The 12,599-nt window shown below is 68.1% G+C and carries 12 protein-coding genes; 2 read left to right on the top strand and 10 right to left on the bottom strand.

What is annotated here, in order from left to right; translation table 11 throughout:
• Positions 1 to 71: 71 nt before the first annotated feature.
• From AC1DHY_RS14150 to AC1DHY_RS14105, 10 genes are all read right to left on the bottom strand, one after another.
• Positions 72 to 983 (bottom strand): GNAT family N-acetyltransferase, encoded by a 912-nt coding sequence (locus AC1DHY_RS14150; protein ID WP_476903798.1) that lies wholly within the window; start codon positions 981 to 983, stop codon positions 72 to 74.
• Positions 946 to 2,112: a flavodoxin-dependent (E)-4-hydroxy-3-methylbut-2-enyl-diphosphate synthase gene (ispG, locus tag AC1DHY_RS14145; protein ID WP_476903790.1), complete on the bottom strand. Its 1,167-nt coding sequence runs from the start codon at positions 2,110 to 2,112 to the stop codon at positions 946 to 948. Before ispG ends, AC1DHY_RS14150 begins: the two co-directional genes overlap by 38 nt.
• 62 nt (positions 2,113 to 2,174) lie before the next feature.
• Positions 2,175 to 2,468, bottom strand: a complete 294-nt coding sequence (locus tag AC1DHY_RS14140) for a YciI family protein (protein WP_476880397.1) — start codon at positions 2,466 to 2,468, stop codon at positions 2,175 to 2,177.
• A gap of 51 nt (positions 2,469 to 2,519) precedes the next feature.
• Entirely contained in the window at positions 2,520 to 3,080 is a 561-nt protein-coding gene (locus AC1DHY_RS14135; RefSeq protein WP_476880398.1) for a hypothetical protein, read from the bottom strand.
• Positions 3,077 to 3,823: a MarR family transcriptional regulator gene (locus AC1DHY_RS14130; protein WP_476903789.1), complete on the bottom strand. Its 747-nt coding sequence runs from the start codon at positions 3,821 to 3,823 to the stop codon at positions 3,077 to 3,079. The genes AC1DHY_RS14135 and AC1DHY_RS14130 overlap by 4 nt, the downstream gene beginning before the upstream one ends.
• 131 nt (positions 3,824 to 3,954) lie before the next feature.
• Positions 3,955 to 5,286, bottom strand: coding sequence for a M50 family metallopeptidase (locus tag AC1DHY_RS14125; RefSeq protein ID WP_476880400.1), 1,332 nt, complete (start codon positions 5,284 to 5,286; stop codon positions 3,955 to 3,957).
• A gap of 39 nt (positions 5,287 to 5,325) precedes the next feature.
• A complete protein-coding gene (gene dxr / locus AC1DHY_RS14120; protein ID WP_476903788.1) occupies positions 5,326 to 6,510 on the bottom strand; it encodes a 1-deoxy-D-xylulose-5-phosphate reductoisomerase in 1,185 nt (394 codons plus the stop codon).
• Positions 6,511 to 6,627: 117 nt separating this feature from the next.
• Entirely contained in the window at positions 6,628 to 8,160 is a 1,533-nt protein-coding gene (locus tag AC1DHY_RS14115) for a tripartite tricarboxylate transporter permease (protein WP_476880064.1), read from the bottom strand.
• On the bottom strand, positions 8,153 to 8,674 hold the full coding sequence (locus AC1DHY_RS14110; RefSeq protein ID WP_476880063.1) for a tripartite tricarboxylate transporter TctB family protein: 522 nt from the start codon (positions 8,672 to 8,674) through the stop codon (positions 8,153 to 8,155). Before AC1DHY_RS14110 ends, AC1DHY_RS14115 begins: the two co-directional genes overlap by 8 nt.
• Positions 8,675 to 8,676: 2 nt before the next feature.
• Complete coding sequence (locus tag AC1DHY_RS14105) at positions 8,677 to 9,681, bottom strand: Bug family tripartite tricarboxylate transporter substrate binding protein (protein WP_476903787.1); 1,005 nt, start codon at positions 9,679 to 9,681, stop codon at positions 8,677 to 8,679.
• A 173-nt stretch (positions 9,682 to 9,854) separates the two neighbouring features.
• On the opposite strand from AC1DHY_RS14105, the gene AC1DHY_RS14100 reads away from it, so the two are divergent.
• Both AC1DHY_RS14100 and AC1DHY_RS14095 read left to right on the top strand, forming a co-directional pair.
• Positions 9,855 to 11,462 carry an ATP-binding protein gene (locus AC1DHY_RS14100; RefSeq protein WP_476880061.1) on the top strand — a complete coding sequence of 536 codons (1,608 nt, stop codon included), beginning with the start codon at positions 9,855 to 9,857 and terminating at the stop codon, positions 11,460 to 11,462.
• Positions 11,459 to 12,301, top strand: a complete 843-nt coding sequence (locus tag AC1DHY_RS14095) for a response regulator transcription factor (protein ID WP_476903786.1) — start codon at positions 11,459 to 11,461, stop codon at positions 12,299 to 12,301. Before AC1DHY_RS14100 ends, AC1DHY_RS14095 begins: the two co-directional genes overlap by 4 nt.
• Positions 12,302 to 12,599 lie beyond the last annotated feature (298 nt).

Below are 12,599 nucleotides of genomic sequence, written 5' to 3'. Positions count from 1 at the left end.
TATGTGATCCACGTCGCTAAAACAAGAGTCTCCACCCACATTTTTGTCAAAAGCGGGTGTCAAGAAGGTGTCTAGAACAGGACGGTCGCGAAAGTCCCCACCTGCCGGAATCCGACCCGGGTATAGCTGGCCCGCGCACGGGCATTGAAGTCGTTTACGTACAGGCTGGTGACCGGCGCCAGCGTCTGCGCGAGGACCACGACGGCGGCCATGTAGCCAGCGCTGAGGCCCAGCCCGCGGAACGCCGGATTCATCCAGACACCCTGGACCTGCGTCACCTCCGCTGTTACCGCCCCGAGCTCGGCCTTGAACACCACCTCGCCGTCCGGGCCCAGATGCGCCAGCGAGTGGCCGGCCCGGATCAGGCCCCGGACCCGCCGGCTGTAGTAGTCGCGGCCGCCAAGATAAGGCGAATACCCCACTTCTTCCTCGAACATGGCCGCGCACGCAGGAAGGATCTGGTCAAAGTCGGCGAGCCGACCGAACCCCAACGCGGGATTCGGTTCCAGCAGGGGCGGCCCGGCGATGGTCATCAGGGGCTGCTCGGGACGGAGTTCCTGCGCCGTGTGGCCCAGCTGCTCCAGTGCCGCGTAAAGCGCCAGGACGGCCTCGGCCGGGCCAAAGATGGAGGCGTAGCGCCGCCCGGTCCGGTGCGCCGCCGCAGCGACCACAACGGCCAGATCAGGGTCAAGCTGCACCGGTACCAGGTTGGCCCCGGCCCAGCACGCACCCACCAGGGCATCGCCGTCGAACACGCCGAAGATGCTGGCACCGCCGGCGGTGGGCGACGCCGTCCCGGCGGACTCAAGGTGGGACAGGATGAAGACGTTGGCGATCGCATCCTGGCCGGCAAGCTCCTGCAGGGCGCCGGTGTCCGCGCCCTGCAGGACGCGCACGCCGATGCCCTCGGGAAGGCCCTCGATGGCGCCGGTAGCGGCGCCGTCCTTACGAGACGCTAACCACGGGGCCACCCTGGACAGCATCTTCGCCATCGGACTCCCCCATCTCTTCAGCGAGACGCATGGCCTCTTCGATCAGTGTTTCAACAATCTGGTCCTCGGGCACGGTCTTGATGACCTCGCCCTTGACGAAGATCTGGCCCTTGCCGTTGCCGGACGCCACACCGAGGTCAGCTTCCCGGGCCTCGCCGGGGCCATTCACCACACAACCCATCACTGCGACGCGGAGCGGAACTTCCATGCCCTCCAGGCCGGCAGTGACCTGCTCGGCGAGCGTGTACACATCCACCTGGGCGCGGCCGCAGGAGGGGCAGGACACAATCTCAAGCTTGCGCGGGCGCAGGTTCAGGGACTGCAGAATCTGGTTGCCCACCTTGATTTCCTCCACCGGCGGGGCGGAGAGGGACACCCGGATGGTGTCACCGATGCCACGCGAGAGCAGGGCGCCAAAGGCAGTGGCCGACTTGATGGTGCCCTGGAACGCGGGGCCGGCCTCGGTCACACCGAGGTGCAGCGGCCAGTCGCCTTTTTCGGCGAGCATCTCGTAGGCGGCCACCATAATGACGGGATCGTTGTGCTTGACGGAGATCTTGAAGTCGTGGAAGCCGTGTTCCTCAAACAGGGAGGCTTCCCAGACGGCGGATTCCACCAGGGCCTCCGGGGTGGCCTTGCCGTACTTTTTCAGGATGCCCGGCTCCAGCGACCCGGCGTTGACGCCGATCCGGATGGAGGTGCCGTGGTCCTTGGCCGCCCGCGCGATTTCCTTGACCTGGTCATCGAACTTGCGGATGTTGCCGGGGTTCACGCGGACCGCGGCGCAACCGGCCTCAATCGCGGCGAAAACGTATTTCGGCTGGAAGTGGATGTCCGCGATCACGGGGATCTGCGATTTCCGGGCGATGATCGGCAGGGCCTCGGCGTCATCGGCGGACGGGCAGGCCACCCGGACGATGTCGCAGCCGGAGGCTGTCAGTTCGGCGATCTGCTGCAGGGTGGCGTTGATGTCCGTGGTCGGAGTCGTGGTCATCGACTGCACGCTGATCGGTGAATCGGAGCCGACGCCCACCGAGCCCACCTTGATCTGGCGGGTCTTCCGGCGCGGGGCAAGAACGGGGGGCGGTGCCGACGGCATTCCCAGGCTGACCGAGGTCACGTGGACTCCTCTGTGAATCGAATTCTAGGTCGAAATATCGATGGCGGGTGGGCGGGAAGAGGCTAGGCGGCGTGGCCGGCCAGGAGGCCGGTCACAGGAGCCCAAGCCATCGTGCGGGTGCCGGAGACGGCACCGGTGCCGGCGTAAGGGTCCTGCTTGAGGAGTTCGTTGAGTGCTTGCTCATCGTCGGCCTTGAAAAGCAGCAGGGCGCCGGCGCCATCCGTGTAAGGTCCGCTGGCGAGAAGGGTTCCCTCCTGCGCGAGTGCTGCGGTCCATTCGCGGTGCGCGGGCCGGGTGGCGTCGCGGATTTCTGCGGACTCGGCATCAAAAACGTACTCAACAGCAAAAACAGTCATGTGAATACCCTATCGCCCTGCCCGCCGGGTTCCCATCCGCTCCCCCCGGCCTCACCCCAGGAAGAGCACCTTGACCAGCGCCGCGACACCGGCAGCCCACAGCAGGGAGGTCAGGGTGCCGATGATGAACCGCTCCGCGGCCACGGGGGTTTCCTTCAGCTCCGCGAAACGGCCGAGGCCCTTGATTGCCACCACGTAGGCGATCGCGACAGGCTGGCCGGTGAGGATGGCAAGGCAGACCGCCAGCCGCTCGAGGACACCGATAATGGCCCCGCCGCGCAGGATGCGCGTCCCTGCGCCGTTGGCAGGAGTCTCACCCGATGCCACGTCCGGCGCATCGCCCGGAGGGGTGGGTTCGGCCGTGCCCGGCGCGGAGCCTGCCGGCGCGGAGGGCGTCCGGGAGGGCGTAACTGCCGCCGGCGCCGGCCGGGTGATCTCGCCATCGACCGCCCCGTCCGTGGCGGATCGTTCAGCGGCCGTCGTGCCGTCCGCATCGCTGCGGCTGTCCGAGCGGTCATCGATGGTCCGGGCGAGCCGGAACACCAGCGCCGTGACGGGCCAGCCGGCAAACCCGGCGGCCAGCAGGGCCACCGCAATCCATAGGGCGCTCACCGGTCTCCTTCGCTCAGGGTTGGCCGGGCGGGGTTGTCCGTCCCGGCGGTCAGGCCGTCGGCCAGCGCCAGGAGCATCTCCGCGGCGGGCCGTGCGGCCCATTCTTCCTGCCAGCCGGAGCGAAGCAGGGCACGGCTCACCGACTGTTCGGTGATTCCGAGTTGGCCGGCGGCGGCTTTTTGGGTGCCGTGGACACTCCCGTGGGTCCCTCCACGGCCGCCCTGGATGCCGCGCAGGACGTCCACCACCTTCCACTGTGCCGCCGTCCGGTCCAGGACCACCCGCCCGATCAGCCGCAGCACCGCCTCGGCGTTCGCGCATTCCCTGGCGCCGGGCCCAGTGTCCGTCCCGCGGTCCGTGCCGGCCGGCCCGGGAGCCGCGGCAGTCCCCCGCCGTGGTCCCCCGGCGGCGACGGCCAGTGGCACATGGGACGAGGCCGCTTTGGCCCGTTCCACGGCGAGGCGGGCCGCCACAAAGGCCGGTCCGGCTCCTTCCCGGGGGCTGGGTGGCAGCGGCCGGTCGACGTTGCCGACGCCGATCCCGACGTACCAGCGGCCGCTGCGAAGGGCATGAAGGGCGATGTCCACCACTATGCCGGGGTTCGTCAGTACGCCCTGGAGTTCGTCCCCGACGGAGCGCTCAAAGTGGGCGCCCGGGTGGAGGTCCGCGAGTTCAGCGAGCAGGGCGGGGACGCGGTCGACGTCGGAGCTGCTGCCACGCTGGTCGATGGTCATGACGTACATACGCCAACCATAGACAGCTGATATCCAAAGATCAACCGTTTATAACTGATTATTCATAATCAGCCGACATAAGCTGAGAAAGATAAGTCAGTCTGAACCGGCTGTTGTGATCCGGGGCCCGTGCCGCGGGATCAGCCGAACAGGTTGACCGGCTTGACGATGTCCGCGTAGACCAGCAGCGCCGACATGCCCATCAGCAGCACGGCCACCACGTAGGTCACCGGCAGCAGCTTGGCGATATCGAACGCGCCCGGATCGGGCCGGCCAAACAGCCTGGCAATCCGACGTCGGGCTCCCTCGTATAGCGCCCCGGCCACATGGCCGCCGTCCAGCGGCAGCAGCGGCACCAGGTTGAACACGGCCAGCGCGAAGTTGAGCCCGGCCAGCAGCCCCACCAGGGCGGCGAAGCGGCTCTGCAGCGGGACCTGCTCCATGGCGGCGACCTCGCCGGCGACGCGGCCCACCCCGACCACGCTGATCGGGCCGTTGGGGTCTCGGGGCTCCTCGCTGAAGGCCGCCTGCGCAACCCCGGCCACGCGAGCGGGCAGGTTCAACACAACGCCGGCGATCTGCTGGATGTTCTCGCCCGCCATCGGCAGCACGGTCGACGCCGGCTGCGGGACAAGCGCAGTCTGGGCGCCGATGCCGAGGAAGCCAACGTCCTGGTAGCGCAGCTTGCCGTCGGCGTCCTTGGCCTGCCGGCCGTCGGTGCCAACCACGGGCCGGGCGGAAAGCACCGGGGTGACGGTGGTGGTGACCGGGGCGCCGTCGCGCTCCACGATGAGGCTCACCTGCTTGCCCGCCGACGCGCGGATCCAGCCGGTGAGCTCGTCCCAGCTGGTGACGGCCTTGCCATCGAACGAGGTGATGCGGTCGTTCGGCTTCAGCCCCGCCGCGGCGGCCGGAGTCAGTTTGCAGTCCCCGGAGTTGGGGTCGACCGTCTGGCCGGCCTTCACCTGGCACTTGGAGACGTCGGCGATGGTGGTGGTCGATTCCGAGACGCCGAAACCCATCAGCAGCACGGCGGTGAGCACGACGCCGATCAGCAGGTTCATCGCCGGGCCGCCGAGCATGATGATGATTTTCTTCCAGACCGGGAGGCGGTAGAAGACCCGGCCGGCGTCGTCGGGGCCGATTTCCTCGTGCGCCAGGGAGCGGGCGTCGGTGGCCAGCGACTGGAACATCCCGGTGCTGGAGGGCCGGACGCTGCCGTCGGTCTTATTTGGCGGGTACATGCCGATCATGGACACAAACCCGCCCAGCGGGATGGCCTTGATGCCGTATTCGGTTTCGCCGCGGCGCTTGGACCAGAGGGTGGGTCCGAAACCGATCATGTACTTCGTGACGCGCACTTTGAAGAGCTTGGCCGGCACCAGGTGCCCCACTTCATGCAGGGCGATGGACACGGCGATGCCGATCACGACGAAAACTACGCCGAGGATAAAGAGGACAACGGGGCTCATGCTTGGCTTGCTACTTCCTGGGCATCGGTCGGCTGCTTCTTAGGCACTTCCCACGGCCAAACGCTCAAGCGTCCGCGTGCGTGCCCACTTTTCAGCATCCAGTACGGATTCGACCGTCAGCCCGGAGGATCCTGAATGCTCGCTGAGGACGGCTTCGATGGTATCGACAATATCGGTGAAGCGGATCCGGCCGGCGTGGAAGGCCATCACGGCCTCCTCGTTGGCGGCGTTGAATACCGCCGGGAAGGTACTGCCCTGCCGGGCCGCATCCTTGGCGAGGTCCACGGCCGGGAAGGCGACGGTGTCGAGGGGTTCGAAGGTCCAGCTGGTGGCTTTGCTCCAGTCGCACGGGCTGGCGGCGCCGGCCACCCGGTCCGGCCAGCCGAGGCCCAGGGCGATGGGCAGGCGCATATCAGGGGGTGAGGCCTGGGCGATGGTGGAACCGTCCACGAACTGGACCATCGAGTGCACCACGGACTGCGGGTGCACCACAACGTCGATGCGGTCCAGCGGGATGTCGAAGAGCAGGTGGGCCTCGATGACTTCCAGGCCCTTGTTGACCAGGCTCGCTGAGTTGGTGGTGACCATCAGGCCCATGTCCCAGGTGGGGTGCGCGAGGGCGTCCCGCGGGCTGACGTCCTGCAGTTGCTCCCGGGTCATTCCGCGGAACGGGCCGCCCGAGGCGGTGAGGACCAGCCGGTCCACCTCGGCCGCCGTTCCGGACCGGAGGCACTGGGCGATCGCCGAGTGCTCGGAATCAACGGGGACGATCTGGCCGTCGCGGGCGGCCGCCTTGACCAGGGCACCGCCCACGATCAGGGATTCCTTGTTCGCCAGGGCCAGCGTGGCGCCGGACTTCAGGGCGGCCAGGGTGGGGGCGAGCCCAATGGACCCGGTGATTCCGTTGAGCACCACGTCGGCGGGGATTTCCGCGATCCGGGTGGACGCGTCCGGGCCGGTGATGAGCTCCGGCCGGTAGCCTGCGACGCCGGCCGCACGGGCGGCGTCGTCGATCAGTTGCTGGAGGGCTGTGGCGTCGCCGGTGGCGACGCCGACGGCGCGGGCCCGGGTGTGTACGGCCTGGCGCGCCAGAAGTTCAGGGTTGCCGCCGCCGGCGCTGAGCGCCACGATCTCGAAAAGGTGCGGGGCGCCGTCGACGACGTCGATGGCCTGGGTGCCGATGGAACCGGTGGAACCAAGGAGGACGATTGTGCGCGGCTGCATTTCTTAAGTATCCCGCACGGCGGCGGCACCGGATTCCCCGGGCACGCCGTCCGGACGCGGGTTGGCAGTCCGCGGCAGTGTTTGCCCAACACTGCCGCGAACTGCCAACTGGATCGGTCAGACGGACACGGACTCCTTCTCCGTGACCGCTTCCAGGGCTGCCTGCCGGCGGCGAAGCCACCAGGAGCCCAGGAAGATCAGGGCCATGGTCGCGTAGACCACCACGGCGAACGGCGTGGAGAACAGGGCCGAGGGGTCGTTCTGGGAGAGCTGCAGCGAGCGCCGCAGCTGCACTTCGAACATCGGGCCCAGGATCATCGCCACCACCATGGGCGCCACGGGGTAACCGTAGCGGCGCATGAAGTAGCCCAGGATGCCCACCACCAGGAGGACACCGACGTCGCTCGGCGAGAAGTTCACCGAGAAGGCGCCCAGCGCCGCGAACACCAGGATGCCGGCGTACAGGAACGGCCGCGGGATCTGCAGGATCTTCACCCAGAGGCCCACCAGGGGCAGGTTGAGGACCAGCAGCATCAGGTTGCCCACGTACAGCGAGGCGATCAGGGTCCAGACCAGTGCGCCCTGGTTTTCAAACAGGAGCGGCCCGGGCTGGATCTGGTAGCGCTGAAATGCGGTGAGCATCATGGCGGCGGTGGCCGTCGTCGGGATGCCCAGGGTCAGCAGCGGGACCAGGACGCCGGCGGCGGCGGCGTTGTTGGCCGCCTCCGGACCGGCGACACCCTCGATGGCGCCCTTGCCGAACTGCGCTTTGTGGGCGCCCTTGGCGAGCCGGCGTTCGGCGGCGTAGGACAGGAAGGTGGAGACGTCGGCGCCGCCGGCCGGCACGGTGCCGATCGGGAAGCCGATGAACGTCCCGCGCAGCCAGGGCTTCCAGGACCGCTTCCAGTCCTCCCTGGACAGCCAGGCGTTCTTGCCCTTGCTGACGGGGATGACTTCCACGGGCCCGTGCCGGAGCTTGGAGGCCACGTACAGCGCCTCACCCAGGGCGAAGAGGCCCACGGCCACCAGCACCATGTCGATGCCGTCCACCAGGTTGGGGTTGTCGAACGTGAACCGTTGCTGGGCGGTGCTGTCGTCGATTCCGATCAGGCCGATGAACAGCCCCAGGGCCAGTGACGCCAGCCCGCGCAGTACGGAGGCGCCCAGCAGGGCGCCAACGGTCAGGAACGCCACCACCATCAGTGCGACGTAATCGACCGGGCCGAGCCCGACGGCGAGATCCGCCACCACCGGGGCCAGGAAGGACAGCAGCACGGTGGCGATGGTGCCGGCGATGAACGAGCCGATCGCCGCCGTCGCCAGCGCTGCTGCTCCCCGGCCGGCCTTGGCCATTTTGTTGCCCTCGAGGGCGGTGACAATCGAGGAGGACTCGCCCGGGGTGTTGAGCAGGATGGAGGTGGTGGAGCCGCCGTACATGCCGCCGTAGTAGATACCGGCGAACACGATCAGGGCCGCCGCCGGGTCCAGCGCATAGGTGATCGGCATCAGCAGGGCCACCGTCATGGCCGGCCCGATGCCCGGCAGCACACCGACGGCGGTACCGACGAACACGCCCCCCAGGGCGTACAGCAGGTAGACCGGCTGAAGCGCGGTCGTGAAGCCTTCGAGCAGGAGCATAAAGCTATCCATGGAAGAACGGCACCCCCTCAAGCAGCGGACCCGGCGGGAGCGAGACGCCCAGCAGGCCGCCAAAGACGTACTGCAGCACCAGGGCCATGATCACCGAGACCAGGATGGCCTTCCACAGCGGCTTGGCCTCGAGGGTCCAGGCGGATCCGCTGAACAGCACGGCTGCGGCGATTGGCCAGCCTGCCGGTTCGATCAGGAAGATGTGCAGCACAACGAAGGCGACGAGCTTGGCCAGCGCGATCCAGTCCGTTTTGGCCGTGACGTCGAGGTCCTCACCCTCCTCGGCCTGGCCGACTTTGCCGCGCAGGACCTGGATGACGATGCCGAGGCCCACCAGCACCAGGACGCTGCACACGATGTACGGGAAGGCACGCGGGCCGATGCCGGTCTCCGACGGCGGGATCGGGATGGATCCCGCCGTCAGGAGTCCTGCCGCGCCCACGCTGACGAACACCAGGGCGAAAAGGATCTCCCCCGTGGGCCGTTTGGCGGGCGTGAGAACTTGCGAAGACATTGTTACTTGACCAGGCCAATCTGCGTCAGGGTGGTCTTGACCTTGCTGATGTCGTCGGTGAGGAAGGTCTTGAACCCGTCACCGGCGAGGAAGGCGTCGTCCCAGTTGTTCTTCTTCAGGGTGGACTTCCAGGCCTCGGACTCGTGCAGCTTGGTGACCAGCTCGGTGAGCTTGGTGCGCTGGGCGTCGTCGATCGAACCGGGCGCCACTACGCCGCGCCAGTTGGTCAGGACGACGTCGATGCCCTGCTCCTTGAGGGGCTTGATGCCGGGCAGCGCCGGAACTTCGGCTTTGCCGGAGACGGCGAGCGCGCGGACCTTGCCGGCCTTGACCTGCTCCGCGTATTCCCCGATGCCGGAGATGCCGGCCTGCACCTTGTTGCCCAGCAGCGCCGCGATGGATTCGCCGCCGCCCGAGTAGCCGATGTAGTTCAGCTTCTCCGGCTCGACGCCCTGGGACTTCAGGATCTGGCCGGCCAGGATGTGGTCTGCGCCGCCGGCCGAGCCGCCGGTGATGGCGACACCCTTGCCGTTGGCCTTGATGTCCGCCACGAGGTCCTGCACGGTCTGGTACTTCGAGGAGGCCGGCACCACGAGCACCAGCGGTTCCTCGGTCAGGCGGGCGATCGGGGTGGTGTCCTCGAGGCGGGTCTTCGCCCCGTTGGTCTCCACGGCGCCGACCATCACGTAGCCCATCACCATCAGGGTGTTGGCGTCCTTTTCGGTGGCGAGCTTGGCCAGGCCGTTGGTTCCGCCGCCGCCGCCGATGTTGGTGACCTGGGCGGAGGAGACGAGCTTGTTGGACTGCAGGTCCGCCTGGATGGCGCGGCCGGTCTGGTCCCAGCCGCCGCCCGGGTTGGCGGGGACGATGATGCTGAGCTTCTTGACGGAGTCAGAGCCTGACCCGGCAGCGGCGCCTCCTCCGGCGCAGGCGGACATCGCGAGCACGAGGCCTGCGGCACCGGCCGTGAGGGCGGCCCGGCGGGTGAAGTTGAGGTGGGACGTCATTATCTCTCCTTGTACGAAATGTGATGCACATCATTGGAATCACTTCCCCGACCGTAGGGGCGGGTCCCGCCGGGGAACAGTATTCGGACGTAGAGGTAGTAGTGGTCATATTGGTCACGGCCCGAAGGCGTCATCCGTCCTGCCGCGCCGGTACCGGATGGGACACTTGTGACATGTTTCACAGGATTCCGCTGCGCTTTCAGCTGGTGGCCCTGCAGCTCGGAATCGTTCTGGCCGTCCTCACCGTCGTGGGTGCCGTGACGATCCGGATGCAGGAACAACAGCTCCGCGACGCGTACAAGAGCCGGATGATCGGCGTCGCCGACAGCGTGGCCCGGCTGCCGTCCGTGGTGGACGCCTTCAGCACCGACTCCCCCGCGCAGACCATCCAGCCGATCGCCGAGGTCATCCGGCAGGCCTCCAACGTCACCTACGTGGTGGTGACCGACCGCAACGGCGTCCGGCAGTCCCACCCGAATCCGGAGGAGATCGGCAAGCATGTCTCCACCGACCCCTCCGTACCGCTGTCCGGCGACATCTATGTCGGCACCCAGACAGGGACCCTAGGCGAGTCCTGGCGGGTCAAGGTTCCCATCTTTGACCGCGGCGGCACAGTCATCGGCTCCGCGTCGGTGGGGGTGCTGGAAAGTACCCTGGCGGCGGACCTGAACGAGGACCTCCCGCTGCTGTTCGGCTGGCTGCTGGGCGCCGCACTCCTGAGTTCCCTGGGCGCCATGTACGTCTCGAAGCTGGTCTGGCGGCGGATTTACAAGCTCGAGCCCGAGGACATCGCAGCCCTGCTCGAGACCCGCGACGCCATGCTCCACGGCCTCGGCGAAGGGCTCGTGGCGGTCGACGCCGACGGCAAAGTGGCACTGGTGAACGATGAGGCGCGGCGGCTGCTGGACGTGGGCGAGGAGATCCTTGGCACCGCTGCCACCGACTCGCTCGAGCCGGGGATCCATCGCCTGCTCGCGGCCGGGTCCGCTACGGACGAGCTGGTGCTTTCCGGCGAGCGCATCCTGCTGGGCAAGGTCAATGCTGCCACCGTGGACGGGCGGGAAGTGGGGAAGGTGCTGATCCTGCGCGACCGGACGGAACTGCACACCATGCTCCGGGACCGCGACGGCGCCCTGGACGTGACGCAGGCCTTGCGGGCCCAGGCGCACGAATTCGCCAACAAACTCCACGTCATCTCCGGCCTGCTGGAGCTCGGCCAACAGGCGAAGGCCGTTGATTACCTCGGCCGCAGCCAGAGCGATGCCGCGTTCGTGGACCGCCCGCTCGCCCCGGGGATCACCGACGACGGCGTCCGGGCCCTGTTGATCGCCAAGTCCACGGTGTGCGCGGAGCGGGGCATCGACATCGAGGTTGACCCGGCCTCGGTCTGCACTCCGGACGGCACCGACGACGCCATCACCGTGCTCGGCAACCTGATCGACAACGCCGTGGACGCCGTCGGCTATGACAGCACCATCGCCGTCGCCCTCGCCGAGGGTCCCGGCGGACGCACGCTCACGGTGGACGACGACGGGCCGGGCGTTCCGGCGGCTGACCGGGAAGTGGTGTTCGAGCCCGGGGTGACCAGCAAGGAACCGGACGGGATCAACACCCGGGGGCTCGGCCTGGCCCTGGTCCAGCGTGTGGCCCGGCGCCGGGGTGGCAGCGCGGTGGTGTCCCGTTCGGCGCTTGGCGGTGCCTGCTTTACGGTTGTTTTCAGGACAGAGGTGTCCGGGTTAGCCGGCGCCGGGACACCAGAGGCGGTACTTGGACGACCATGAGTGGCATACGCACCCTCATCATTGACGATGACGTGGCCGTGGCGGGGATCCACCATGGCTTCCTGCTGGCCCGTGGCGGTTTCGAGGTGGTGGGTACGGCGCACACCGGGCAGCAGGGGCTGGATCTCGCTGCGGAACTGCTGCCCGAACTGGTTCTCCTCGATATCCACCTGCCGGACATGTCGGGACTGGATGTCCTGCAGGCGCTCCGGAATCGGCCCCGGCAGCCCGTTGATGTCCTGGTGATCACGGCGTCGCGTGAGCTGGAAACCGTGCGCTCGGCAATGGCCGGCGGCATACTGCACTACCTCGTCAAACCGTTCACGTCGCAGGCGCTGAACGACCGGCTGGACCGTTACGTGGCACTGCGCGACGAACTCGCCGCCGGTGCCTCCGCTGGCCCCCTGGACCAGGAGCGGATCGACCGGATCGTGGCCCCGGCGCGCCCTTCGCGGTTGTCCGGCACGTTGTCCGGGCGGGGCGGTCCGGGGGGTCACGGGGGTCACGGGAACCAGGGCGGCCATGGGGCTGACGGCGGGGAGTCGGCGGCTGGGCTGCCGAGGGCCGGGTTGCCAGGGGCCGTCGGATTTTCTGGAGCCACAGAGAGTCCAGCGCGCTTACCCAAGGGACTCTCCCGGCCCACCCTGGACGCGGTCATCGAAGCCCTGCAGGACACCCCGGGCGACGAGTCCGCAGCAGGCCTGGCCCTCCGGCTTGGATTGTCACGGGTCAGCGCCCGCCGCTACCTCGAGTATCTGGTGGCTACAGGCTTCGCCCGGCTCACGCCGCGCTACGGTGCTGCCGGCCGCCCGGAGAACCGCTACCTGTGGCGGCGCTAGGGTCGGTTGGGATGTGCCGGATCTGGGCGCCGGTTGGGACCGGGCCGGCGGCCGGGCGAAGGGGCGCCGCGGCTACATATTGAGTGGCCCGCTCGATTCACACGACGTCGGATTGCCACAAATGGCCGCTAACCGGCCCACCAATCCGGCCATTTGTGGCGAACCGACGAGCTCCAGCAGGTAGGGCTTCTGTTCTGGCCCTGTGATCGCCCGAAGTCGACTCAGCGCTCGTGCCAACCACCCGAGGCCCAGGTGCAGCGCGGAAGACCGGAACGGGGCGCGGGCGGCCGGGGTTTCG

The sequence above is a fragment of the Arthrobacter sp. 05L44 genome (assembly GCF_056397605.1).
This window is presented reverse-complemented; position numbering and strand designations above follow the sequence as displayed.